Source organism: Paraburkholderia rhizosphaerae (assembly GCF_004366595.1).
GTDB lineage: Bacteria > Pseudomonadota > Gammaproteobacteria > Burkholderiales > Burkholderiaceae > Paraburkholderia > Paraburkholderia rhizosphaerae.
Map to the genome: position 1 here is coordinate 48,184 of NZ_SORE01000006.1, position 23,916 is coordinate 72,099.

General features: G+C 61.4%; 22 protein-coding genes. 17 read left to right on the forward strand and 5 right to left on the reverse strand.

Annotated features, from left to right (window positions below; translation table 11 throughout):
- Positions 1-130 precede the first annotated feature (130 nt).
- From BX592_RS09555 to BX592_RS09570, 4 genes are all read left to right on the forward strand, one after another.
- Entirely contained in the window at positions 131-844 is a 714-nt protein-coding gene (locus BX592_RS09555) for a glutamine amidotransferase (RefSeq protein WP_134191475.1), read from the forward strand.
- Between the two features lie 42 nt (positions 845-886).
- Complete coding sequence (locus BX592_RS09560) at positions 887-1,606, forward strand: MOSC domain-containing protein (protein ID WP_134191477.1); 720 nt, start codon at positions 887-889, stop codon at positions 1,604-1,606.
- Positions 1,607-1,728: 122 nt separating this feature from the next.
- A complete protein-coding gene (locus tag BX592_RS09565) occupies positions 1,729-2,841 on the forward strand; it encodes an NADH:flavin oxidoreductase/NADH oxidase (RefSeq protein ID WP_134191479.1) in 1,113 nt (370 codons plus the stop codon).
- A gap of 312 nt (positions 2,842-3,153) precedes the next feature.
- On the forward strand, positions 3,154-3,642 hold the full coding sequence (locus tag BX592_RS09570) for an SET domain-containing protein (RefSeq protein WP_134191481.1): 489 nt from the start codon (positions 3,154-3,156) through the stop codon (positions 3,640-3,642).
- A gap of 95 nt (positions 3,643-3,737) precedes the next feature.
- On the opposite strand, the gene BX592_RS09575 is transcribed toward BX592_RS09570, so the two are convergent.
- Together BX592_RS09575 and BX592_RS09580 are read right to left on the reverse strand one after the other, a co-directional pair.
- Entirely contained in the window at positions 3,738-5,303 is a 1,566-nt protein-coding gene (locus tag BX592_RS09575) for a sensor histidine kinase (RefSeq protein ID WP_134191483.1), read from the reverse strand.
- Positions 5,304-5,561: 258 nt separating this feature from the next.
- Positions 5,562-6,248 carry a response regulator transcription factor gene (locus BX592_RS09580; RefSeq protein ID WP_074262960.1) on the reverse strand — a complete coding sequence of 229 codons (687 nt, stop codon included), beginning with the start codon at positions 6,246-6,248 and terminating at the stop codon, positions 5,562-5,564.
- A gap of 108 nt (positions 6,249-6,356) precedes the next feature.
- Between BX592_RS09580 and BX592_RS09585 the strand changes: the two genes are divergently transcribed.
- Positions 6,357-6,581 (forward strand): DUF3717 domain-containing protein, encoded by a 225-nt coding sequence (locus BX592_RS09585; protein WP_134191768.1) that lies wholly within the window; start codon positions 6,357-6,359, stop codon positions 6,579-6,581.
- 66 nt (positions 6,582-6,647) lie between these two features.
- Here BX592_RS09585 and BX592_RS09590 read toward each other — a convergent pair whose 3' ends face one another.
- Entirely contained in the window at positions 6,648-6,944 is a 297-nt protein-coding gene (locus BX592_RS09590; RefSeq protein WP_134191485.1) for a 4a-hydroxytetrahydrobiopterin dehydratase, read from the reverse strand.
- Positions 6,945-7,113: 169 nt separating this feature from the next.
- Between BX592_RS09590 and BX592_RS09595 the strand changes: the two genes are divergently transcribed.
- The gene (locus tag BX592_RS09595; protein WP_134191487.1) at positions 7,114-7,608 is read left to right on the forward strand and encodes an Lrp/AsnC family transcriptional regulator; all 495 of its coding nucleotides are present in this window, start codon (positions 7,114-7,116) and stop codon (positions 7,606-7,608) included.
- A gap of 24 nt (positions 7,609-7,632) precedes the next feature.
- Here the strand turns inward: BX592_RS09595 and BX592_RS09600 are convergent, their stop codons facing one another.
- Positions 7,633-8,169, reverse strand: coding sequence for a class IV adenylate cyclase (locus BX592_RS09600; RefSeq protein ID WP_134191489.1), 537 nt, complete (start codon positions 8,167-8,169; stop codon positions 7,633-7,635).
- Between the two features lie 223 nt (positions 8,170-8,392).
- A complete protein-coding gene (locus tag BX592_RS09605; RefSeq protein WP_134191491.1) occupies positions 8,393-9,292 on the reverse strand; it encodes a LysR family transcriptional regulator in 900 nt (299 codons plus the stop codon).
- A 144-nt stretch (positions 9,293-9,436) separates the two neighbouring features.
- Between BX592_RS09605 and BX592_RS09610 the strand changes: the two genes are divergently transcribed.
- The 11 genes from BX592_RS09610 (at position 9,437) to BX592_RS09660 (ending at position 23,841) form a co-directional block, all read left to right on the forward strand.
- Positions 9,437-10,960 carry a CoA-acylating methylmalonate-semialdehyde dehydrogenase gene (locus BX592_RS09610; RefSeq protein ID WP_134191493.1) on the forward strand — a complete coding sequence of 508 codons (1,524 nt, stop codon included), beginning with the start codon at positions 9,437-9,439 and terminating at the stop codon, positions 10,958-10,960.
- Between the two features lie 44 nt (positions 10,961-11,004).
- Complete coding sequence (locus BX592_RS09615; RefSeq protein WP_134191495.1) at positions 11,005-12,726, forward strand: GMC family oxidoreductase; 1,722 nt, start codon at positions 11,005-11,007, stop codon at positions 12,724-12,726.
- Positions 12,727-12,991: 265 nt separating this feature from the next.
- Entirely contained in the window at positions 12,992-13,771 is a 780-nt protein-coding gene (locus BX592_RS09620; protein ID WP_134191497.1) for an ABC transporter ATP-binding protein, read from the forward strand.
- On the forward strand, positions 13,768-14,526 hold the full coding sequence (locus tag BX592_RS09625) for an ABC transporter ATP-binding protein (protein WP_134191499.1): 759 nt from the start codon (positions 13,768-13,770) through the stop codon (positions 14,524-14,526). The genes BX592_RS09620 and BX592_RS09625 overlap by 4 nt, the downstream gene beginning before the upstream one ends.
- Positions 14,527-14,643: 117 nt before the next feature.
- The gene (locus BX592_RS09630; RefSeq protein ID WP_134191501.1) at positions 14,644-15,858 is read left to right on the forward strand and encodes an ABC transporter substrate-binding protein; all 1,215 of its coding nucleotides are present in this window, start codon (positions 14,644-14,646) and stop codon (positions 15,856-15,858) included.
- A gap of 131 nt (positions 15,859-15,989) precedes the next feature.
- Positions 15,990-16,874 (forward strand): branched-chain amino acid ABC transporter permease, encoded by an 885-nt coding sequence (locus BX592_RS09635; RefSeq protein WP_134191503.1) that lies wholly within the window; start codon positions 15,990-15,992, stop codon positions 16,872-16,874.
- Positions 16,874-17,845 (forward strand): branched-chain amino acid ABC transporter permease, encoded by a 972-nt coding sequence (locus BX592_RS09640; RefSeq protein WP_134191506.1) that lies wholly within the window; start codon positions 16,874-16,876, stop codon positions 17,843-17,845. The genes BX592_RS09635 and BX592_RS09640 overlap by 1 nt, the downstream gene beginning before the upstream one ends.
- Positions 17,846-18,417: 572 nt before the next feature.
- Positions 18,418-19,584, forward strand: coding sequence for an ABC transporter substrate-binding protein (locus tag BX592_RS09645; protein ID WP_134191508.1), 1,167 nt, complete (start codon positions 18,418-18,420; stop codon positions 19,582-19,584).
- A 618-nt stretch (positions 19,585-20,202) separates the two neighbouring features.
- Entirely contained in the window at positions 20,203-21,258 is a 1,056-nt protein-coding gene (locus BX592_RS09650) for a branched-chain amino acid ABC transporter permease (protein ID WP_134191509.1), read from the forward strand.
- A 4-nt stretch (positions 21,259-21,262) separates the two neighbouring features.
- A complete protein-coding gene (locus BX592_RS09655) occupies positions 21,263-23,047 on the forward strand; it encodes a branched-chain amino acid ABC transporter ATP-binding protein/permease (RefSeq protein ID WP_134191511.1) in 1,785 nt (594 codons plus the stop codon).
- A 5-nt stretch (positions 23,048-23,052) separates the two neighbouring features.
- A complete protein-coding gene (locus BX592_RS09660) occupies positions 23,053-23,841 on the forward strand; it encodes an ABC transporter ATP-binding protein (RefSeq protein ID WP_377681654.1) in 789 nt (262 codons plus the stop codon).
- Positions 23,842-23,916 lie beyond the last annotated feature (75 nt).

Consider the following 23,916-nt stretch of genomic DNA (forward strand, 5'->3'; position numbering starts at 1 on the left):
GGAGCTCAGCGATGGCTTCGCGCTCTGCTGCTTTGCAATCCGGTTGCGACGTCGTATCAGCTGGCTGTTGTGAGCTTTCTCGCATTGGCGGGACGGCGCTTCTTTTGTCAACGTGATGTGGGATGTGCCGATGAATCACGAAGTTCTGGCCATTCGCCATGTGCACTTCGAAGATCTGGGCAGTCTCGAGCGCGTGCTGGGCGACCGTGGCTGGCCTGTGCGTTATCTCGACGTCGGCTTTGCCCGCATCGAGGCGCCGAACCCGGTCGCACCGTCGTTGATGGTCGTGCTCGGCGGTCCGATCGGCGCGTATGACGACGAGCGCTACCCGACGCTCGGGCCGCTCCTTTCGATGATCGAAAGACGCATCGCCGCAGGTTTGCCGACGCTCGGCATTTGCCTGGGCGCGCAATTGATCGCGCGTGCGATGGGTGCGCGCGTGTACCCGGCCGGGCACACGGAAATTGGCTGGTCGCCGCTGACGTTGACCGATGCCGGCAGGGCGTCAGCGATTCGTCATCTTGATGGCAAGTCGACGTCGATGCTGCATTGGCACGGCGATACGTTCGATTTGCCGTCGGGGGCGACGCGGCTAGCGTCTACATCTCTTTGCGAGAACCAGGCATTTTCGTTCGGCAATCACGTACTCGGTTTGCAATGCCATCCTGAGATTCGCACCGACCGGTTCGAACCGTGGCTGATCGGCAATGCGAGCGAACTTGCGTCACACGGCATTAGCGTGCAGCAACTGCGCGCGGATACCGCGCATTTCGGTCCACCATTGGAAGTTGCCGCGTGGCGGATGTTCGGTGAATGGCTCGATCAGCTCGATGCGAGGTCGTAACTGGTACGATTGGTTTTCCCATTCGTCGGGTTAGTTAGCGCCATGAACGATAGTGTTTGCCGCGTCGATGCGGTACTGACCGGCAAGGTCGCGCCGCTTGGCGACTTCGGCAAGACCAGCGCAATCGACAAGCATCCGGTGACTGCACCTGTTCGCCTTGACGAAACCGGCCTCGAAGGCGACGAACAGGCGGAACGCAAGCATCATGGCGGGCCGGAGAAAGCGCTGCATCACTATCCATTCGATCACTACGCCGCATGGCGCGGCGAATGGGAAAGCAGCGGCGAAGCGGCGGCCAGTCTTGCACGCCTCGCCGTGCGCGGCGCGTTTGGCGAAAATCTCAGCACGCGCGGTATGACTGAAGCGAATGTCTGCGTCGGCGACGTGTATCGGATCGGAGCGGCGATCGTGCAGGTCTCGCAGCCGCGCCAGCCATGCTGGAAGCTCAACTTGCGTTTTGCGCGCGACGACATGTCGCGGCGCGTCCAGCAGACGCTTCGCACCGGCTGGTATTACCGCGTGCTCGAAGGCGGCGAAATAGGCCCCGGCGACCGTATCGAGCGGCTCGCGCGCGGGCATGCGAACTGGACCATCGAGCGCTTGCTGCGCGTGTTGTATGTCGAACGCGACGATCGCGCGGCGCTCGAGCAGATGGCGAATCTGGAATTGCTAACGGCTTCATGGCGTAAGACTGCCGCAAAACGGCTGGCAAGCGGCACGGTCGAGTCCTGGGCGAGCAGACTGGATACGCCGGCGAGCTGACATTACGGTGCGTGCGGCCCGGCGCACCTGTACCGCAAGCGTGTCCGAACGGATCTGCAGCGGTGCTGGGCAGGTGCTATTCTCGAACGCTCATTCTCCCCCGTTCGTCTGGACCCCATCCCATGAGCGCTTTGTTCTCCCCGCTCACGCTGCGTAGCGTGACGCTGCCGAACCGCATCGTCGTCTCCCCGATGTGCCAGTACTCTGCCGAACGCGGTGAAGCCACCGCGTGGCACATGATCCATCTCGGCCATCTCGCGCTGTCCGGCGCGGGTCTTCTGTGCATCGAAGCAACTGCCGTCGAACCGGACGGACGCATCACGCCGGGCGATCTCGGCCTATGGGACGACGTGACCGAAGCGGCACTGGTGCCGGCGCTTTCGGCAATCCGCAAGCATTCCGCGATTCCGGTTGCGATGCAGCTCGCGCATGCGGGCCGCAAGGCATCGAGCCATACGCCGTGGGACGGCGGGCAACTGATTCCTGTATCCGAAGGCGGCTGGCTGCCGCACGCGCCTTCGGCGCTGCCGCACAAGGCTGGCGAAGAACCGCCGCTGGCGCTCGACTATCCGGGGCTGAACCGTATTCGCGACGCGTTTGGCGCGTCGGCGCGGCGTGCCGCGCGGCTTGGCATCGATGCAATCGAGATCCACTGCGCGCACGGTTATCTGTTGCACGAATTCCTTTCGCCGATTGCGAACCAGCGCGGCGACGAGTACGGCGGTTCCGCCGAAAACCGGATGCGCTTTCCGCTCGAGATTTTCGATATCGTGCGGGCCGCGTTTCCGGCCGATAAACCGGTCGGCGTGCGCGTATCGGCAGTCGACTGGGTCGACGGGGGCCTGACGATCGACGATACGATCGCGTTCGCGCAGCAACTGAAGAAGCGCGGCTGCGACTGGATCGATGCGTCGAGCGGTGGCGTGTCGCCATTGCAGAAAATTCCGCTCGAGCCCGGCTATCAGGCGCCGTTCGCGAAGGCGATCAAACAGGCGACCGGCCTGCCGACAATCGCCGTCGGTTTGATCAGCGATCCCGAACACGCGAACCGGCTGGTCGAAGACGGCGATGCCGATCTCGTCGCGATGGCGCGCGCGATGCTGTACGATCCGCGCTGGCCATGGCATGCGGCCGCGCAGCTGGGCGCGTCGGTGGAGGCGCCACCGCAATATTGGCGTTCTCAGCCGCGTGATCAGAAGGCGTTGTTTGGCGATATTTCGTTCGGCCAGCGCTGAGCTTGCGGCATTCTCGCGGGAAGCGTCGCCCGCATGCGCGGAAGCTTGAACGAAGCCATGCCGAGCGTGTACGATGCCGGTTGTGATGCGGGTTGCGCATCATCTGTCGACGCGGCGCCAGCAAGGCGCCGCGTTTGCTATCCGGGTCAGGAAAGCGGCGCGATGCCGGGCGGGGCCGATCGGATAGCGGTGGCGCACGAACCGAGCGGGGTCATACAGTCGGGTATCAGGAACCGATAAACGCCCGCAACGATCGGAGCCAGGCGGGAATAGACCGGCAGTCCACCTTAGTTTTTCACAAGGATTGATTCAATGAGTTCACGCAGGATCGCCGTGCGCCAATCGGGCGTTCATGGCAAAGGCGTGTTTGCCCTCGAACCGATCACCACGGGCGAGCGCCTGATCGAATACAAGGGGGAGCGGATCTCGTGGAAAGAGGCTCTGCGGCGTCATCCGCATAATCCGGACGAACCGAATCACACGTTTTATTTCGCGCTCGACAACGGCGGCGTGATCGACGGCAAGGTGAGCGGCAACAGTGCGCGCTGGATCAATCACTCATGCTCGCCGAATTGCGAAGCTGAAGAGATTGACGGGCACGTGTATATCGCCGCGATTCGCGATATCGAGGCGGGCGAAGAGCTGTTCTACGACTACGGACTCGTGATCGACGCGCGTCAAACGAAGAAGCTCAAGCGCGAATATGAATGCCGCTGCGGCGCGCGCAAGTGCCGCGGCACGATGCTCGCACCGCCGGAAAAGGACGCGAAGGAAAAGAAGAGTAAGAAGAAAAAGAAGTGACGGGTGGTGGCGGGTTTGCAGCGGGTCGTTGTTGGGTTCGTTGCCCGGAATCGGCCCGCTGCAATGGTCTCGCTATACTTCAACTGCTACGGCAGCTATAGATCGATCGGCGCGTTGTGCGCCGATTTTTTTATGTCCGGCGGCGCCGAGCCGTCGGTTTCGTGTTCCGCGCGTTCCGCGCGGTTACTGTCCGTGCCTGCTTGATCCTTGTTCGGATCGCGCCGGGTCGCGCCGACCACGACCGGAATTCGCACAATGAAACGCGCGCCGCCCTCGGGCGCGTCTTCGTAGTGCACGCTGCCGTGGTGCAGCACCATGATGTCGTGGACGATCGCCAGGCCGAGCCCCGCGCCGCCGTCGACACCGCTTTGCGTTTCGCTATGCCGGTCGCCGCGGAAGAACCGCTTGAACAGATCCGGCTGCTGGCTTGCCGGCACGCCGGGTCCGTTGTCTTCGACGGTGAGCTCCGCCATGCCGACGCCATCGATCAGCGCTTGTTCGACGGTCATCGTGATGCGCCCGCCGTGCACGCGCGCGAGCGGCACGTACTTCAGTGCGTTGTCGAGCAGGTTCGCGATCACTTCGCGAAGCAGCACTGGATTGCCGCGCGCAATCAGCGGGCGGTCGTTCGACGGATCGTCGAGACGCTGGAAGCCCAGGTCGACATGCACGGCGAGGGCGCGCGGCACCCATTCGGCGCCGGTATCGAAGGCGAGCGCCGCGATGTCGATATTGACGAAGCGCGCGGCCTGTTCACCCGGTTCCGCGCGCGCCAGCGACAGCAGTTGGTTCGACAACCGTACCGCGCGATCGGCCGCGGCGCGCAACTCGCGAACCGCCGCGAGCGTCTGTTGCGGGTCGCGGGCGACTGCCGCTTGCTCCGCATGCAGCTTCACCGCGGTAAGTGGCGTGCGTAGCTGATGCGCGGCATCGGCGATAAATTTGCGTTGTGAATCGAGCGCGGTTTTCAGGCGATCAAGCAGACCGTTCAGCGCGCCAGTCAGCGGCCGGATTTCGACGGGCACATAGGTTTCGTCGACTGGTTCGAGCGACGTGTGCGTCTGCCGGTTCAGCGAATCGGCGAGATCGGTCAGCGGATTCAATTGCTGGTTCACGACGCGCCAGACGATCACCCAGCCGGCGAGCAGCAACAGCAGCAGCGGCATCATGATCGCGATCAGGAATTCGGCGGCGATCCGGAAGCGATGGCGCACCGGCTGACCGACTTCGATCACGATCGGATTGCCTACCGGTTGATCGACGCGCACCTGCGCAACGCGAACCGTCACACCGTTGTGCTTTGTTTCGAATACGTATGCATAGTGCATCCGCCGTACGCTGGTGCCTTGCAGCGGCAGGTTCGGATCACCGGCAATTTCCGTTTCGCCATTGCTGATCCGGTAGACGAGATGTTCGACGGGGTCGGAAAACATCGCTTGCGCGAGCGGCGGCACCGCGATGCGCGCGTTCGGCCCGGCGATCTGGATTTGCTTGGAAATGGCGGTCGCCAGATCGGCCAGCGACCGGTCGACGACATGCTGCGTGTATTGCCACGCGAGCCAATAGGCGATCAGGCCGCTCATCAGCGCGAGCAGCGACAAAGGAGCGGCGAGGCGGCGCAGCAGCGAGCGGCGCAGACTATTCGCAGCCGGATAGGTCATGCTCGAACCCGCGAAGTAACGAATACGGCGAGGAACCGCGATAGGTGCATCCGCGGGCGTCGACCGCCAGCCCGTTGCACGGTGAAGCAACGGCAAAGCGCCGCGGTCGCTTCACACCGCCGTGTTGATGTGAAGCGCTGCGCGGCGCAGGACGCCTCACGTTACGGACACGATTGCAACGCCGGTTGCCGAACGGCGGAACCGGCGCTTTCGCAATGTGACCCGTTAACGGTTCAGGCGACTGCGGTCATACGGCCATTATGCAGCCTGACGGATCTCTTGCAGCAAATAACCGAAACCGCGCACCGTGACGATCTCGACGCGGCAGTTTTCGAGTTTTTTGCGGACCCGGTGCACGTAGACTTCGATTGCGGTGTCGCCGAGATCGCCGCCGAAGTGCGTCAGGTGATCCTGCAGTTGTGCCTTGCTGACCACGCGGCCATGACGCAGCAGCAGCATTTCGAGCACCGCGAACTCGCGCGGCGACAGCTCGAGCGGCTTGTCGTCATTGAAGATACGGCGATCGACGCCCGACAGGCGCACGCCGCCCAGCGACACTTCCGGACGCGGCATATCGCCGTGCGGACCGCTACGGCGCATCACGGCGCGGATGCGCGCCTCGAGCTCGGCGGGTTCGAACGGCTTCAGCATGTAGTCGTCGGCGCCGGAGTTCAGGCCTTGCACACGGTCGTTCAATTCGTCGCGGGCGGTCAACACGATGACGGGCGTATGCCGGTTGCTCTGGCGAAACCGCGACAGCAACGTCATGCCGTCGATGCCGGGCAAGCCCAGATCGAGGATCACGAGTTCGTGACGGTTTTGCGTGAGAGCCTGTTCGGCAAAGATGCCATCGTGGACCATGTCGACCGTGAAGCCGGCTTGTTCGAGGCTGCTTTGGATGCCGCGCGCAATCGGACGGTCATCTTCGATCAGAAGGAGTCGCATGGGTTTCGCTCAAGTACAATGGGTTTAGGCATGTCAAGCACGCGGTTCGCCGGTGCGCCTGCTACACAAAAGGCCGCCGCAAACGCGGCGGAGATGATCACGAAAGTCATGTCCGAAATCACAATCAACGAACTCGAAGCCGCAATCAACTTCTGGCGGGCCCGTTCACCTTCAAAAGGCGACGAACTCGTTCTGTGCAAGGAGGCAAGCGCGCTCTCCAAGCCGTATGCGTGGATGATTGTACAGCGACAACACGTAGTCTCGCAGGAAGCATTGGACGGGCCAGCACGAGAAGCATGGAACTCTTACGTTCGCCTTAAGAATGGCCTTTAGAAGTGAAGGTTTGGTGCCCTGAATACCTCCAAAAGCCTTTCAAAAACAGTGTCCGTAGGCAGACTTTTACCCATTCTTCATGATGCTGTCCACGAAACGTGCGAATTGGAAATCGAGTTCCGAGACGCCATTGATTTCATGCGTCGACAGCGTGATGTGCACCTTGTTGTAGACGTTGAACCACTCAGGGTGGTGATCCATTTCCTGCGCTTTGATTGCCACGCGCGTCATGAAGCCGAACGCTTCGTTAAAGTCGGCGAACTCGATACTTCGCTCGATTGCGTCGCGATTCGCGACGCTTTTCCAGCCATTCAATTCGCGTAGTTGCGCGGCCCGTTCGTCGGGACTCAGTTTGCGGCTCATGAACGATCTCCCGGGCATCAGCCCTTCGTAGAAGGCTGTTCTATTTTTTCACGGAAGAAAATACGCTGCAGTGATCGGAGCAAAGCCGAGGGCGTGCGACGGGCAGCGGATCGCAAGAATCCGATGCGATAATTGCGCGTTAAATCGGCGGAATATGCGGGGAAATCCTATGGTGGAGCTCGATCATTTCGATCTCGCGCTTCTTGATGTGCTGCAGCGCTTCGGGCGCGCGACCCATCAGCAACTCGGCGAGCAGGTGCCGCTGTCGCCCTCGCAGATCGGCCGGCGATTGCAGCGGCTCGAGGCGATCGGCGTGGTTGACGGGTACCGCGTCGTGCTGCGACCCGAAAAGCTAGGGCTTGGCGTGACCGCGTTCACAAGCCTGAAGCTCAAGCACCACGGCGATTCGATCATCGAACAGTTTCAGCAGCAGATCGACTCGTTGCCCGAAGTGCTCGAATGCCACGCGGTAGTCGGCGATGCGGACTATTTGCTGCGCATCGTCGCGCCGGATCTGACCGCGCTGTCCGCGTTCGTGATGAAAAAGCTGATGCGTGTGCCCGGCGTCGATAGCGTGCGTTCGAACATCGTGCTGACCACGTTCAAGCGCAATGGCCCGTTGCCGCTCGGGCATCTGTCGCCGGGCACGGCGGCCGAAGAATAGGTGGCGGCGCCGAGCCGGCATCGCTCACGCGACCTTCAACGGCTCCTGCGCCGGATTCAGCAGGTCAACATAAGCAACCGCCACCAGATCCGACTCCGGTACGCCCAGCTTTCTGAACATTTGATGAGCTTCCGCTTCGCCGCCTTCCTCGTCGTCGTCCTGTGCGAGCACGACTTCGAGCTCGATAAAGTCGCCGAGCCCATCGACCCGATCCAGATGGATCCGCGTGCGGCCCACCAGGTACACATGCCGTTCCTTTGACACGACGCAGCGCGTGGTCAGCGCGGTCGCGAGCAGCGCATGCATCGCATCGGCATTCGTCACCGGGCTTCTCGTGTAATACGAAACCTTCGGACCGTCGCGGTCGTCGCGCTGATAGAAGATCAGTTCCGCCGGCGTGCCGTCGTCGAACTGGCGCAGCTTCAGGCGGCCGCGCGGCACTTCGTAGAAACTGTCCTGCTGGCGAAAGATCAACGGAGCATCGGGCGACAGGGCCGCGGCGCGCTCGCGAAGCAGGTCGAACTGGGGGGCGCGGGCTTTGATTTCGATGTTGCGGGCCATGTAGAGCTCCTGTTGAGAGAATGACAGTTGACGGTCAAAAGCACGGCGCCTTTCGGGATTGCACGGCGGCGATATGCGTTTGTGCAGATCAATGCACACCGGATACCGGACGAAAGGCCAACGGGGAAAACGGCTGAAGAGCAGAGACGGGAACCGACAATCTAGCAAAAAGCGCGTGACCACGCGCTGGCGCAGCGCACATCGCAACTGACATGAGCGTTGCTCATATCGCCCACTGCATGTCGATCAGCTTCAATGCGGCGGCGATCGCGGGTTCATCCTTCTGTGCGGCTAGCGTGATGAAACTGAGTTCGGTCGGCACCGTGATGCCTTCGACGATCGTCAACGCGTGTGCATGCGCTTCGGCGATCGCGGTCGCGTCGCGCGCGAGAGAAAGCCCGACGCCGGACTTGACGAGATCTAGCATCGACTGCTCCTGATCGACTTCGGCGACCTTCACCGGTTTGACGCCTGCTTCGGCAAAGCGCCGCGATAACAGCCGGTTATGCGCGGACGCCGGCGGCGTCCAGATCCATGGCAGCGCGGCGAGCGCGCGCCAGTCGTGGGCCGCCTTCACGCGGTCTTTCCAGCCGGCCGGCGCGAGCACGCGGTATTGGAAGCGGGTCAGCGTCACTGCATGGAAGATCGCCGAGTCGCGGGGGGCGTCGTCGGCCGGCTGGCCGATGTAATAGCCGACGTCGAGTTCTCCCGCGCGAATCTGCTCGAGCACCCAGCCGGACATGCCGTGCCGCAGCGCGGTTTCGATATGCGGCCAGGTTTCCACCAACTGGCGCAAAAAGCCTCCAAGGCGTAGAAATTCAGGATCGAGGATCGTGCCGATGCGTAGCCGGCCGCGAACTTCGTGGCGCAAGGTCGCCGCGGCGCGCTCCACGTCGTCGGCGGCGGCAAGTGCGCGTTCCGCATGCGGCAGCAGCGCCTGTCCGTCGCGTGTCAGCGTGAGGCCGTGCGATGAGCGCGTAAAGAGCGTCACGCCGAGCGCTTGCTGCAGATGTTTGATCTGCAGGCTAACGGCGGGTTGAGTCAGATGCAGTTGCGCCGCGGCGCGCGTCAGGTTGCCCACTCGCGCGACCGTGGCAAACGCCCTAAGCAGTGTCAGGTCCATCGGCTGATATTAGCGCGTCTTATATCGCGCTTGAGCAATACTCATTGGATTTCGCCTCCGGAACGCGATTAGCCTTTGGTTTATTGCAGGTCACTACAAGCGCGCCAACGAGCCGCATCCATCGACTTTTTTGACGAGGAAAACATGAGCGAGACAGATCAGAACCCTTCGCACGTGCGCGCGTTGACGCATGCGATCAATGGACGCGCGGTCGAAGGCACGAGCGGGCGCTTCGGCGATGTGTTCAATCCGGCGCTCGGCAGCGTCGCGTTGCGCGTGCCGCTCGCGAGCGTGACCGAAGTGGATGCGGCGGTGGCCGCGGCAAAAGCCGCGTTTCCCGCATGGAGCGAGACCGCGCCGATCAAGCGTGCGCGCGTGCTGTTCAAGTTCAAGGAACTGCTCGACAAGCATCACGACGAACTGGCCGAAATCATTACGCGCGAGCATGGCAAGGTGTTCTCCGATGCGAAGGGCGAAGTGACGCGTGGCATCGAAGTCGTCGAATTTGCATGTGGCATTCCCAACTTGCTGAAGACCGACTTCACGGATCAGATCGGTGGCGGCATCGATAACTGGAATCTGCGTCAGCCGTTGGGCGTCGTGGCCGGCATTACGCCGTTCAATTTCCCGATGATGGTGCCGTGCTGGATGTTCCCGGTGGCGATCGCGTGCGGCAACACGTTTGTTCTGAAGCCGTCGGAGCGTGATCCGTCCGCGTCGATCCGGCTCGCCGAATTGATGAAGGAAGCGGGTCTGCCGGATGGCGTGTTCAACGTCGTGCATGGCGACAAGGTTGCGGTCGATGCGCTGCTCGTGCACCCGGACGTCAGCGCGGTGTCGTTTGTCGGCTCGACGCCGATCGCGGAATACATCTATACGGAGGGCACGAAGCACGGCAAACGCGTGCAGGCACTGGGCGGTGCGAAGAACCACCTGGTCGTGATGCCCGATGCGGATATGGATCAGGCGGTCGACGCATTGATCGGCGCCGCCTATGGGTCGGCCGGCGAGCGCTGCATGGCGATCTCGGTCGCGGTGGCAGTCGGTCATATCGCCGACGAACTGGTCGAACGTCTGACGCCGCGTGTGAAGACGCTGAAGATCGCGAACGGTATGGACCCGGCCGCCGAAATGGGCCCGCTCGTCACGGGCGCGCATCGCGCGAAAGTGTCGGGCTATGTCGATGCGGGCGTGGCCGAAGGCGCGACTCTGGTCGTCGATGGCCGCAATCACGAAGTGGCCGGCCATGAACAAGGCTTCTTCCTCGGCGGCTCGCTGTTCGATCACGTGAAAACCGATATGTCGATCTATCGCGATGAGATATTCGGGCCGGTGCTGTGCGTCGTGCGCGTGCCCGACTTCGCTTCGGCAGTCGAACTGATCAACAGAAACGAGTATGCGAACGGCGTGTCTTGCTTTACGACCGACGGCGGTGTGGCTCGCGCGTTCTCGCGGCAGATTCAGATCGGCATGGTCGGCATCAACGTGCCGATTCCGGTGCCGATGGCGTGGCACTCGTTCGGTGGCTGGAAGCGCTCGCTGTTCGGCGACCACAACGCGTATGGTGAAGAAGGCGTGCGGTTTTATACGCGCTACAAGAGCATCATGCAGCGCTGGCCGGACAGCATCGCGAAGGGCGCCGAGTTCACGATGCCGGTGGCGAAGTAAACAGAAGCGATCCTAAGTATAGGGATTGCAAAAGGAGACCGACCATGACCACCACAAACGCATCAAAGCCAGCGCGCGCCAGAACCGTCGAAGGCGAATTCGACTACATCGTGATTGGCGCCGGTACGGCCGGATGCGTGCTCGCGAATCGGCTGAGCGAAGATCCCGACGTCTCGGTGTTGCTGCTCGAAGCCGGCGGCAATGACGATTACCACTGGATTCACGTGCCAGTCGGCTACCTGTATTGCATCGGTAATCCGCGCACCGACTGGCTCTACAAGACGTGCGCCGAACCTGGCCTGAACGGCCGCGCACTGTCTTACCCGCGCGGTAGGGTGCTCGGCGGCAGTTCGTCGATCAACGGAATGATCTATATGCGCGGCCAGCGCGAGGACTACGACGAATGGGCACGCGTGACGAACGACGCGTCGTGGTCATGGGATTCGGTGCTGCCGGTGTTCAGACGCAGCGAGGACCATCACGGCGGCGCGAACGAGTGGCACGGCGCGGGTGGCCAATGGCGCGTCGAAAAGCAGCGCCTGAAATGGAAGATTCTCGAAACGTTTTCGCATGCCGCGCAGGAAACGGGTATCCCCGCGACCGATGACTTCAATCGCGGCGATAACTGCGGCGTCGGTTACTTCGACGTGAATCAGAAGCACGGCATTCGATGGAATGCGTCGAAGGCATTCCTGAGACCGGCGATGCGCCGTCCCAATCTGACCACCATCACCGGTGCGCATACGCAGCGTCTGGTGTTCGACGGTAAGCGTTGTGTCGGTGTCGAGTATCGCGGCAACGACATCGATTTCATCGCGAAAGCAAAATGCGAAGTGATCCTGAGCGCGGGCGCGGTGAATTCGCCTCAGTTGCTGGAGTTGTCCGGTATCGGCAACGGTGCGCGTCTGCAGAACCTCGGCATCGATGTCGTTCAGGATTTGCGAGGGGTCGGCGAGAACCTGCAAGACCATCTGCAATTGAGGATGGCTTACAAAGTGCGCGGGGTACGCACGCTGAATACCACTTCTGCGCACTGGTGGGGCAAGCTGATGATTGGACTGCAATACCTGCTGCTGCGAAGCGGTCCGATGTCGATGGCGCCGTCGCAACTCGGTGCGTTTGCGAAGTCGGACGCCGCTGACGAGTCGATTACACGGCCCGATCTTGAGTATCACGTGCAGCCGTTGTCGCTCGAACGCTTTGGCGAACCGCTGCATCGTTTCAATGCGTTTACCGCGTCGGTTTGTCACTTGAGGCCGACGTCGCGCGGCAGCATTCATATCGAGTCGCCGGATCCGCATGCGCCACCGCTGATCGCGCCGAACTATCTGTCGACCGACTATGACCGGCATGTCGCCGCGAACGCACTGCGCCTCACGCGCCGTATCGTCGCCGCACCGGCGCTTGCGCGGTACGCGCCGGAGGAAATTCTGCCCGGCATGCAGTTCCAGACCGAGGAAGAGTTGCAGCGCGCGGCCGGCAACGTCGGCACGACGATCTTCCATCCGGTCGGGACCTGCCAGATGGGCACCACCGATGATCCCGCCGCAGTGGTGGATACGCGCTTGCGTGTGATCGGTGTCGAAGGCTTACGCGTGGTGGACGCATCGGTGATGCCTGTCATTACATCGGGCAATACGAATTCGCCGACGTTGATGATCGCCGAGCGCGCAAGCGAAATGATTCGCGCGGATCGGCGTGCGCAACGCAGCACAATGTCGAACGAAGCGAAGCCTGCCGCGACTGTGCCTATGTCGGTTGCGTGACAGTCGAACCCGCGGTAGCGCACCAGCACGGGCTGTAGAGGCGGATGCCCTCGGCACACTTAGTGCAAATCCCAATGAATGCGCTGCATCATTGGCGCGACAATGACAGCCATGCTGCGTAGTGCGGCATGGCTTGCCGTTCGTGCGGGTGCACAAGCTGGTGCATCACGCGACGACCGGCAACGGGGGTTTCACCGCCATCCGACCTTGCGCAACTTCTGCGCGCAAACCGTAGTGCTTCGCCTTACTTCGCATGGAAGGGAACATGATTCTCGGCGATACGATACTCGAAACGCGCGGGCTCACAAGGGAGTTCAAGGGCTTTACGGCGGTCAACGGCGTGAACCTGCGGGTACGTCGTGGCTCGATTCATGCGTTGATCGGACCAAACGGCGCGGGCAAGACCACCTGCTTCAATCTGCTCACCAAATTTCTCGAACCGACTGCGGGACAAATCGTCTTCAACGGGGTCGACATCACCGGTGAACGTCCGGCGCAAATCGCGCGGCGCGGCATCATTCGCTCGTTTCAGATTTCCGCAGTTTTTCCTCATCTGACCGCCTTGCAAAACGTGCGGATCGGCTTACAGCGCGCGTTGGGCACTGCGTTTCATTTCTGGAAGAGCGAGCGCACGCTGCGCCAACTCGACGATAACGCGCTCGATCTGCTGACCCAGGTCGGTCTTGCCGACTTCGCCGATGTGCCGACGGTAGAACTGTCCTATGGCCGCAAGCGCGCGCTCGAGATCGCGACGACGCTCGCGATGGAGCCGGAGCTAATGCTGCTCGACGAACCGACGCAAGGGATGGGTCATGAAGACGTCGATCGCGTGACCGCATTGATCAAAAAAGTATCGGTGGGCCGCACCATTCTGATGGTCGAGCACAACATGAATGTGATTGCCGGCATCTCGGACACGATCACGGTTCTGCAGCGCGGCGAAGTGCTGGCGGAAGGAACTTATGCGGAAGTGTCAAAGAACCCGCTCGTGACTCAGGCCTACATGGGCAGTGCCGATGCGACGCTGGCCGGAGCCCATGCATGAGCACGGTGACCGAGAACGAAAACACCGCAACGAACGGAACGATCAGTGCAGAGCCCGCGCTCGAGATCGCGGGGCTACAGGCGTGGTACGGCGAGTCGCATATCCTGCATGGTGTCGATCTGACTGTCGCGCGCGGCGAGGTCGTCACCTTGCTCGGGCGCAACGGCGCCGGCCGCACCACGACGCTGCGCGCAATTATGGGCCTCACCGGGCGGCGCACCGGGTCGATCCGTATCGGCGGGCGCGAGACGATTGGTCTGCCGACGCATCGAATCGCGCACTGCGGTATCGGTTACTGCCCCGAGGAACGCGGCATCTTTTCGAGTCTGTCGTGCGAGGAAAACCTGCTGCTGCCGCCGCCTGTAGGCGACCAGGCGCACATGATGTCGCTCGACGAAATCTACGAAATGTTTCCGAATCTGCACGAGCGCCGGATGAGCCAGGGTACGCGGCTGTCGGGCGGCGAGCAGCAGATGCTCGCGGTCGCGCGCATTCTGCGCACCGGCGCGAACCTGCTGCTGCTCGATGAGATTTCCGAAGGGCTCGCGCCGGTGATCGTGCAGGCGCTCGCGCGAATGATCGTCACATTGAAGTCGCGCGGCTACACGATTGTGATGGTCGAACAGAATTTCCGCTTCGCCGCGCCGCTTGCGGACCGCTTCTATGTGATGGAGCACGGCCGCATCGTCGAGCATTTCGGTGCGAAGGAGCTCGAAAGCAAGATGCCGGTCCTGCATGACCTGCTCGGGGTGTGAACGGCGCGGGCGCTTCGAGGTGATGCCTCGAAGTCGCGTTTTCGCCGGCCGCTCTCGCCACACGTATTGCCACATTTGCCTCTGATAACCACAACGCAGAACGAAGGAGACACACACATGAAAAGGAAGACTCTCGCGCGACTTACTTCACTCTGTTTCGCGGCGGCGGCCGGTATCGCGCTGACCGCGGGCAGCGCGCGGGCAGCCGACGACGCGGTGAAGATCGGCTTTATCACCGACATGTCGGGGCTTTATGCGGACATCGATGGCCAGGGCGGTCTCGAAGCGATCCGTATGGCGGTCGCCGACTTCGGCGGCAAGGTGAACGGCAAGCCTATTCAGGTTCTCTACGCGGACCATCAGAACAAGGCGGATATCGCCGCGTCACGTGCGCGCGAATGGTTTGATCGCGACGGCGTCGATGCGGTGATTGGCGGCACGAACTCCGCCACCGCGCTATCGACCAATCAGGTCGCGGGCGAGAAGCACAAGGTGTACATCAACATCGGCGCCGGCGCGGACACGCTGACCAACGAACAATGTACGCCATATACGGTTCACTACGCGTACGACACGACCGCGCTCGCAAAAGGCACCGGCTCGGCGATCACGAAGCAGGGCGGCAAGACGTGGTACTTCCTGACGGCCGATTACGCGTTCGGCAAAGCGCTTGAAAAGAACACCGCGGACGTCGTGAAAGCGAACGGTGGCCAGGTGCTCGGTGAAGTGCGTCATCCGCTGTCCGCATCGGATTTCTCATCGTTCCTGTTGCAGGCGCAAGCATCGAAAGCGCAGATCCTCGGCCTCGCGAATGCCGGCGGCGATACCATCAACTCGATCAAGGCCGCGAAGGAGTTCGGCATCACGAAGTCGATGAAGCTCGCCGCGCTGCTGATCTTCATCAACGACATCCACAGCCTCGGGCTGGAGACCACGCAAGGTCTCGTTGCAACCGACAGCTGGTATTGGAACAAGGACGCGAACACGCGCAAATGGGCGCAGCGCTACTTCGAGAAGATGAAGAAGATGCCGTCCAGCCTTCAGGCCGCCGACTACTCGGCAACGATGACCTACCTGAATGCGGTGAAGGCGGTCGGCTCGACCGACCCGGACAAGGTAATGGCGCAATTGAAAAAGACGAAGATCGACGACTTTTACGCGAAGGGCTACATCCGTCAGGACGGCAGCTTCATCCATGACATGTACCTGATGCAGGTGAAGACGCCGGCCGAATCGAAAGAGCCGTGGGATTACTACAAGATCACCGCGACGATTCCGGGCGAACAGGCATTTACGACAAAGCAGGAAACGCGCTGCGCGTTGTGGAAATAAGCGCCGGCGGCGACTGCCTGCGGCGCAGATAGTGCGCGGCAGGTGAGCACGTTCCGCGTGCTGGGCGCATTGGGCTGGGGATGGCCCGATGCGCCCAGTGCGCTTTTGCTTTCACTTTGACGACGCGTCCAATGGATATTTTTGGCATCCCGCTGCCGGCCATGTTGAGCCAGTTGCTGCTGGGTCTCGTGAACGGCTCGTTTTACGCGATCCTCAGTCTCGGCCTCGCGGTGATCTTCGGCTTGCTCAACGTGATCAACTTCGCGCACGGAGCGTTGTTCATGCTCGGCGCGATGCTCACATGGATGGGGCTGGCGTATTTTGGCCTGCCGTACTGGGTGATGATCGTGCTGGCGCCGGTCATCGTCGGTTTATTCGGCATGCTGATCGAACGATCGATGCTTCGCTGGCTGTACAAGCTCGATCATCTGTACGGTCTGTTGCTGACGTTCGGGCTCACGCTGGTCGTCGAAGGCGTGTTCCGCTCGATCTACGGCGCGTCCGGGCAACCGTACGACGTGCCTGCGCTGCTGTCCGGCGCGACCAATCTCGGCTTCATGTTTCTGCCGAACTATCGCGCGTGGGTGGTCGTCGCGTCGCTGATCGTCTGCTTCATGACCTGGTTTGTGATCGAGAAGACGCGTCTGGGCGCCTATCTTCGCGCGGGCACGGAGAACCCGAAGCTCGTCGAGGCATTCGGCATCAACGTTCCGCTGATGGTCACGCTGACCTATGGCTTCGGTGTCGCGCTCGCGGGATTTGCAGGCGTGCTTGCCGCGCCGGTAATCCAGGTATCGCCGCTGATGGGGCAGCCGTTTATCGTCACCGTGTTTGCGGTGGTCGTGATTGGCGGGATGGGTTCGATCATGGGCTCGATCCTGACCGGCCTCGTGCTGGGCGTAATCGAAGGGTTCACGCGCGTGTTCTATCCGGAAGCATCGGCGACCGTCGTGTTCGTGATCATGGCGCTCGTGCTGCTGGTGCGGCCGACGGGTCTCTTCGGCAAGGAAAAATAATGCAGAGAAAAGCGCTATACGTGCTGCTGCTGATCGGCCTTATCGTCGCGCCGTTTGCCGGCGCTTACCCGGTGTTCGTGATGAAGGTGCTGTGCTTCGCGCTGTTCGCGGCGGCATTCAATCTTCTGATCGGCTATACGGGTCTGCTGTCGTTCGGGCATGCGATGTTTCTCGCGTCGGCCGGTTATGTGACGGGCTACGCGATCCAGTCGCACGGCACCACGCCGGAAATCGGCGTGTTGGCTGGCACCGCGGCGGCGACGTTGCTCGGTCTCGTGGTCGGGCTGTTCGCGATTCGCCGGCAAGGCATCTACTTCGCGATGGTCACGCTCGCGCTTGCGCAGATGGTGTACTTCGTGTTCCTGCAGGCGCCGTTCACGCATGGCGAGGACGGTCTGCAAGGTGTGCCGCGCGGCAAGCTGTTCGGCGTGCTCAGTCTGTCGTCGGATCTCACGCTGTATTTCGTGGTGCTGCTGGTGATGGTGCTCGCGTTCCTGTTGATCGTGCGTATCGTGCACTCGCCGTTCGGGCAGGTGCTGATCGCGATCAAGGAGAACGAGCCGCGTGCGATCTCCCTGGGCTACGACACGACCCGCTTCAAGCTGCTCGCGTTCGTGTTGTCCGCCGGGCTCGCCGGCCTCGCGGGTTCGCTTAAGGTACTGGTGCTCGGCTTCGAAACATTAAGCGACGCGTACTGGACGATGTCAGGCCTCGTCGTGCTGATGACGCTGGTTGGCGGGATGGGCACGCTGTTTGGACCACTGTTGGGCGCCGCGCTGATTGTCGCGCTGGAAGACCGGCTCGGCGATATCGGCAACGGCATCGCGTCGATGACTGGCATCGACTGGTTCCGCTCGCTCGGTGAATCGGTGACGATCGTGACGGGTCTGATTTTCATCGCTTGCGTGCTTGCATTCAGGCGCGGGATAGTCGGCGAGATCGTCGCGCGGGTAAAACCACTAAGAGCGTAGGTGAGTGGGAGCGCTTCCCGATGTCGCATGTTGTTTCGGTATCCGATCTAAAGACCGGCGCGGCGCGGCAAGCTCGACAAGCACGTCAAAAGTGTCGACAGTGCGCCCCAAGACGGTGCGAGACTGCACCACTAGGGTAAATGCTAGTTGTTGGGACGATGGCGCTTCGATAATCTTCACACAGTTCTGCTGCACCCGAATTTTGCAGGTGGAGAACGAGGAGACATGAGGCGCTAAGCGCCCACACGAAAGCGCTGTTGGACTAGGTCCAACAGCGCTTTTTACTTTGTGCGACTTGTGCGTTCAACCTGCATTTCTCTTTCACGCACATTCAATCTGCGCTGTCGTCGAATGGCGTTTCATGCAGCGTGTCCGTTCGCTGCGCATCCACTTTCACAGGTGCGAATCCGCAATTTATTCCCGACTTTTTTCGCATCGGCAAACCGCTTGCCGCATCGAATGGCGCTCCGCTACACTCGCGATTCTGTTGATCTGGGCCAGACCACGGCGTCGGCCTTTCTAAACCGGCCCTTTATTTCGACTTCGTTTCGAACATGGGCAAAAGGAGCGGAATGAAGTCGGTATTGCGTTGGATTAGCGCGGCACTCGTCGCCGCGGGTGTGTGCGCGGCCTACAGCGGCCCGGCGGCTGCGGACGTGAAGATTGGCGTGACGGTATCGGCGACAGGCCCTGCGGCGTCGCTTGGAATTCCCGAGAAGAACACCACCACGCTATTGCCGAAAGAGATCGCGGGGCAAAAGGTCGACTACATCGTGCTCGACGATGCGACCGACTCCACGCAGGCCGTCAAGAACGCACGCAAGCTGACCAGCGAAGACCATGTCGACGCATTGATCGGTTCCACGGTCGTGCCGAACTCGCTTGCAATGATCGACATCGCGAGCGAAACGCAAACGCCAATGATCTCGCTGGCGGCCGCGGCCGCGATTGTCGAACCGATGGATGCGAAGCGCGCATGGGTCTTCAAGACGCCGCAGAACGACATTCTGATGGCGACGGCGATCGCGCAGCACATGGCCAGCCATGGGGTGAAGACGGTTGCGTTTATCGGCTTTGCCGATGCGTACGGCGAAAGCTGGTTCAAGGAATTCTCGAAGGCCGCCGAGCTCGCGAAGATCAAAGTCGTTGCGAGCGAGCGCTTCGCGCGCAATGACACGTCAGTGACCGGGCAAGTGCTGAAGATGATGGCGCAGAACCCGGATGCGGTGCTGATCGCCGGTGCCGGCACGCCGGCCGCGCTGCCGCAGAAGACGCTGAAGGAACGCGGTTACAAGGGCAAGTACTATCAGACGCACGGCGTTGCGAACAACGACTTCCTGCGCGTGTGCGGCAAGGATTGCGAAGGCACGTATCTGCCGGCGGGGCCGCTGCTGGTCGCGGATCAGCTGCCGGATTCGAATCCGGCCAAACAACCTGCGTTGACGTATAAGCGCGCGTATGAGGCCGCGTTCGGCGCCGGATCGGTGTCGACATTCGGCGGTCATATGTGGGACGCTGGACTGCTTCTTCAGCATGCAATTCCGATCGCGTTGAAGAAGGGGCAGCCGGGTACGCCGGCGTTCCGCGCAGCGCTGCGCGACGCGCTCGAGAATACGAAGGATCTGCCGGCATCGCAGGGCATCTTCAACATGAGCGTCAATGATCACGCTGGCTTCGATCAGCGCGCGCGCGTGATGGTGGAGATCGTCGACGGGAAATGGAAGCTCGTGTCCAACTAGTGGCATGAGGCGCCGGACCATCCGGAAGCAAGCAGGGCGCGTGCAGTTTGACGCGCCTTTTTTGTTGTCCGGCCGCGGTGGAAACGGCAGGGAAAACCATGGTTCACATGCGCTCGCTCGATCACTAGATTCAGGTACCCGGCGCGGGAGTCGCGTTTGAGAACCGCATGGACACGTGTGAGGACCGGTGAATTACTTCGACGGCGATTCTGCTGAGCGCTCGGGATTCCTGAGAAGGACACCCGACACCGACCTCACCACGGGCGCCGCGACGATTGCATCGCGTGTGATCGTGCAGGCCGTCGACGTTAGATGAAACCTGCAAAAGGATCAGAACGTAAGCAATAAAAGCGATCGCGCGTCAGGTACGACGAACCGGCTTCGTATCAAGCACAATGGCAGACGCTGCTGCATCGGTGGTCGGTCGATGCGAAGACCGGAGCAGTAGCGGGCCGTGGTGCCCGAGCGATCGGCGCGGTGAATCACGTGCCACACGGGCCACCCGTGCCGCAGGAATCAGGTTTCAACGCTTCACTGCCGGCTCTCATTCGCTCGGTGTATTCCGGCTTTTTCGTTTGATTCCCCGTTTCGGTTTTCGACGCTCCAGGACGAGTTTGTATGGATTTATCAATCGCGGCGATCCTCGCGCAGGACGGCATCACGACCGGTGCGATCTACGCATTGCTCGCACTCGCACTAGTGCTGGTGTTCTCGGTCACGCGCGTGATCTTTATCCCGCAAGGGGAGTTCGTTTCATACGGCGCGCTAACGCTAGCGGCGCTGCAATCGCAGAAGTTTCCGGCCACCTGCTGGATGCTGGTCGCAATGGGCGCAACATGCTTCGTGATCGAAGCCGGCGGACTCGTTCGGCATCCCGAACGACGCCGTCATGCGGCTCGCACGCTGATGACGCTAGCCGTTAGGTATCTGCTATTCCCGATTGCGGTAGCGGCCGTCACGCGCGGTCTGTTCATGCAGCCGCTGCCGATGATCGTGCAGATCGCGCTGTCGTTGCTGATCGTCGTTCCGATGGGACCGTTCATATACCGGCTGGCGTTTCAGCCGATTGCCGAGACGACGACATTGTTGCTGCTGATCGTGTCGGTCGCCGTGCACTTCGCGATGGTCGGTCTGGGGCTGGTGATGTTCGGCGCGGAAGGCTCGCGTACCAACGCGTTCTCGGATGCGACGTTCAATATCGGCTCGCTGACGATCTCCGGGCAGAGTCTCTGGGTGATCGGCACCGCGGTCGTGCTGATCGTCGCGCTATATCTGTACTTCGATCGTTCGATTTCCGGCAAGGCGTTGCGTGCGACCTCGGTGAACCGCGTCGGCGCGCAACTGGTCGGGATCGGCACGACGCAGGCCGGGCGCCTCGCATTCACGCTTGCCGCCGGCCTGGGCGCGCTATGCGGCATGCTCGTCGCGCCGCTGACGACCATCTATTACGACTCGGGTTTCCTGATGGGCTTGAAGGGGTTTGTCGGCGCGATCATCGGCGGGCTGGTCAGCTATCCGCTTGCGGCGGCCGGCGCCGTGCTGGTCGGACTGCTCGAATCGTACTCGTCGTTCTGGGCGAGTGCGTACAAGGAAGTGATCGTGTTCACGCTGATCATCCCGGTGCTGCTGTGGCGCAGTCTCGCGACGCCGCATCCCGAAGAGGCGGAGGAGTGACGCGATGAAACGTATCGTGAAGAACGCGCCGTTCTGGCTGTTTCTGATTGTGCTATTTGCGCTGCCGGTGCTGCCGAACCCGCTTCATATACCGGAGTACTGGATCACGTTGCTTAACTACATCGGGTTGTATTCGATCGTCGCGATCGGGCTCGTGCTGCTCACTGGCATCGGCGGCATGACCAGCTTTGGGCAGGCCGCGTTCGTCGGTATCGGCGCCTATTCGACCGCGTATCTGACGACGCAGTTCGGTGTGTCGCCGTGGCTCGGGCTGATTGCCGGCGTGTTGCTGACGGCGTTGATCGCGTGGATGCTCGGTGCGGTGACGATGCGGTTGTCCGGGCATTTTCTGCCGCTCGGCACGATCGCGTGGGGCCTCGCGCTGTTTTTTCTGTTCGGCAACCTCGAATGGCTCGGCAAGTACGACGGCATCAACGGCATTCCGGTGCTGAATCTGCTCGGCATCGATCTCGAGACCGGGCGACATATCTACTACTTGATCTGGATCGTCGTCCTGGGCGCGGTTGTCACTGTTCAGAACCTGCTTAATAGTCGGCCTGGTCGTGCGATTCGCGCACTGCGCGGCAGTGGATCGATGGCGGAAGCGATGGGCGTCGATACCGGCTGGATGCGGGTCGTGATCTTCGTCTATGCGGCGGTGCTAGCGGCGATTTCGGGCTTTCTCTATGCCCATCTGCAGCGTGCGGTGAATCCGACGCCGTTTGGCCTCAATCACGGTATCGAATATCTGTTTATGGCGGTGGTCGGCGGCGTGTCGCACGTGTGGGGCGCGGTGCTGGGCGCGGCGATTCTGACGCTGTTGCAGGACTATCTTCAGACGCTGCTGCCCAAGCTGCTTGGTGAGAACGGCAACTTCGAAGTGATTGTGTTCGGCATTCTGATGGTGGTGCTGCTCCAATACGCCCGCGGCGGTGTCTGGCCGTTCGTCGCGCGGCTCTTTCCGCGTGGACCGCAAGCGCGTGTGCCGAGCGACGTGCATCCGCTGCCAGTGCGCAGTAAGCCGGCGGTCGGCGAACGGCTCCTTTCCGTCGATAAGGTGCGCAAGGAGTTCGGCGGGCTGGTCGCCGTCAACGACGTCAGTTTCGATTTGAAGTCCGGGCAGATCATCGGTCTGATCGGCCCCAACGGCGCCGGCAAGTCGACCACGTTCAACCTGGTAACCGGCGTGCTGCAGCCGACTCGCGGCACCGTAACGTTCCGCGGCGAGCGGATCGATACGCTGAGTTCGCGGGAGATCGCAAGGCGTGGCATCGGGCGCACGTTCCAGCATGTGAAGCTGGTGTCGGGAATGACGGTTCTCGAGAACGTTGCGATCGGTGCGCATTTGCGTGGCCATGCTGGTGTCTGGCGCAGCATCATGCGGCTGAATCGGTCGGAGGAAGCGCACCTGATGGCGGAGGCCGCGCGTCAGATCCGTCGTGTCGGGCTCGAGAAGCATATGTATGACGAAGCGGGGAGCCTTGCGCTCGGCCAGCAGCGGATTCTCGAAATTGCACGTGCGTTGTGCGGTGACCCGACGCTGCTATTGCTTGACGAGCCCGCAGCGGGTCTGCGTTATCAGGAGAAGCAGCAACTGGCCGCGTTGTTGCGCCGATTGCGTGAAGAAGGCATGAGCGTGCTGCTGGTCGAACACGACATGGACTTCGTGATGAATCTGACCGATCGACTGGTGGTGATGGAGTTCGGTACACGGATCGCCGACGGGTTGCCGCAAGAGGTGCAGAAGGATCCGGCTGTGCTGGAAGCGTATCTGGGCGGGGTGGAGTGATGGAGATGACAAACGTGGCAGCGTCGCTGAAGACATCGGCCGATGCGATGTCCGCGCCGATTCTGCATGTCAGCGGCTTGTCGGTCCGCTATGGGAAAGTCGAGGCGTTGCACGGCGCACGAATCGAAGTGCGACCGGGGCAGATCGTCTCTGTGATCGGTCCGAATGGCGCCGGAAAGTCGACGTTGTTGAACGCGATCATGGGCTCGCTTCCGGTAAGCGGTCATGCAAAGGGCGAGATCCACTACCGCGGAGACGACATCAGCGCGTTGCCGGTCGAACAGCGCGTTGTGCGTGGCATGTGCCTCGTGCCGGAAAAGCGCGAGTTGTTCGCGGCGATGACCGTCGAGGACAATCTGGTGCTCGGCGCCTATCGTCGGAAGAAGGCACGGGATCGAGACTATCTCGATCAGCTTGATCCGGTGTTCAAGCTATTTCCGCGACTCAAAGAGCGTCGAAAGCAGGGTGCCGGTACGTTATCCGGTGGCGAGCGGCAGATGCTCGCGCTGGGGCGCGCGCTGATGGGAAAGCCGGATTTGCTAATGCTCGATGAGCCGAGCCTTGGACTCGCGCCGCTGATCGTGAAAGAGATCTTTCATATCATCAGTGCGCTGCGGGCGACTGGCGTCGGCATGCTATTGATCGAGCAGAATGCGCGTGCGGCGCTGCAGATCTCCGATTACGGCTATGTGCTCGAAACCGGTGAGCTTGCGCTTGAAGGTGCGGCTGCGGATCTGGCGCAAAATCCCCGCGTGATTGAAACGTATCTGGGCCTCGCGAAGAAGGTTGCCTGACTTTCATATCACGTTACGTCAACGGCGCGCGGAGCAGTTCGACAACATCAAGCGGCGTGTTTCACGTGAAACACG

What these genes read in the sequence shown, in the direction of transcription:
- BX592_RS09645 (WP_134191508.1), top strand. Translation starts at nt 18,418, where the DNA reads ATGAAGTCGGTATTGCGTTGGATTAGCGCGGCACTCGTCGCCGCGGGT.
- BX592_RS09575 (WP_134191483.1), bottom strand. Translation starts at nt 5,303, where the DNA reads ATGACCTATCCGGCTGCGAATAGTCTGCGCCGCTCGCTGCTGCGCCGC.
- BX592_RS09610 (WP_134191493.1), top strand. Translation starts at nt 9,437, where the DNA reads ATGAGCGAGACAGATCAGAACCCTTCGCACGTGCGCGCGTTGACGCAT.
- BX592_RS09630 (WP_134191501.1), top strand. Translation starts at nt 14,644, where the DNA reads ATGAAAAGGAAGACTCTCGCGCGACTTACTTCACTCTGTTTCGCGGCG.
- BX592_RS09655 (WP_134191511.1), top strand. Translation starts at nt 21,263, where the DNA reads ATGAAACGTATCGTGAAGAACGCGCCGTTCTGGCTGTTTCTGATTGTG.
- BX592_RS09660 (WP_377681654.1), top strand. Translation starts at nt 23,053, where the DNA reads ATGACAAACGTGGCAGCGTCGCTGAAGACATCGGCCGATGCGATGTCC.
- BX592_RS09600 (WP_134191489.1), bottom strand. Translation starts at nt 8,169, where the DNA reads ATGGCCCGCAACATCGAAATCAAAGCCCGCGCCCCCCAGTTCGACCTG.
- BX592_RS09585 (WP_134191768.1), top strand. Translation starts at nt 6,357, where the DNA reads ATGTCCGAAATCACAATCAACGAACTCGAAGCCGCAATCAACTTCTGG.
- BX592_RS09595 (WP_134191487.1), top strand. Translation starts at nt 7,114, where the DNA reads ATGGTGGAGCTCGATCATTTCGATCTCGCGCTTCTTGATGTGCTGCAG.
- BX592_RS09580 (WP_074262960.1), bottom strand. Translation starts at nt 6,248, where the DNA reads ATGCGACTCCTTCTGATCGAAGATGACCGTCCGATTGCGCGCGGCATC.
- BX592_RS09605 (WP_134191491.1), bottom strand. Translation starts at nt 9,292, where the DNA reads ATGGACCTGACACTGCTTAGGGCGTTTGCCACGGTCGCGCGAGTGGGC.
- BX592_RS09635 (WP_134191503.1), top strand. Translation starts at nt 15,990, where the DNA reads ATGGATATTTTTGGCATCCCGCTGCCGGCCATGTTGAGCCAGTTGCTG.
- BX592_RS09625 (WP_134191499.1), top strand. Translation starts at nt 13,768, where the DNA reads ATGAGCACGGTGACCGAGAACGAAAACACCGCAACGAACGGAACGATC.
- BX592_RS09570 (WP_134191481.1), top strand. Translation starts at nt 3,154, where the DNA reads ATGAGTTCACGCAGGATCGCCGTGCGCCAATCGGGCGTTCATGGCAAA.
- BX592_RS09590 (WP_134191485.1), bottom strand. Translation starts at nt 6,944, where the DNA reads ATGAGCCGCAAACTGAGTCCCGACGAACGGGCCGCGCAACTACGCGAA.
- BX592_RS09560 (WP_134191477.1), top strand. Translation starts at nt 887, where the DNA reads ATGAACGATAGTGTTTGCCGCGTCGATGCGGTACTGACCGGCAAGGTC.
- BX592_RS09555 (WP_134191475.1), top strand. Translation starts at nt 131, where the DNA reads ATGAATCACGAAGTTCTGGCCATTCGCCATGTGCACTTCGAAGATCTG.
- BX592_RS09620 (WP_134191497.1), top strand. Translation starts at nt 12,992, where the DNA reads ATGATTCTCGGCGATACGATACTCGAAACGCGCGGGCTCACAAGGGAG.
- BX592_RS09650 (WP_134191509.1), top strand. Translation starts at nt 20,203, where the DNA reads ATGGATTTATCAATCGCGGCGATCCTCGCGCAGGACGGCATCACGACC.
- BX592_RS09615 (WP_134191495.1), top strand. Translation starts at nt 11,005, where the DNA reads ATGACCACCACAAACGCATCAAAGCCAGCGCGCGCCAGAACCGTCGAA.
- BX592_RS09565 (WP_134191479.1), top strand. Translation starts at nt 1,729, where the DNA reads ATGAGCGCTTTGTTCTCCCCGCTCACGCTGCGTAGCGTGACGCTGCCG.
- BX592_RS09640 (WP_134191506.1), top strand. Translation starts at nt 16,874, where the DNA reads ATGCAGAGAAAAGCGCTATACGTGCTGCTGCTGATCGGCCTTATCGTC.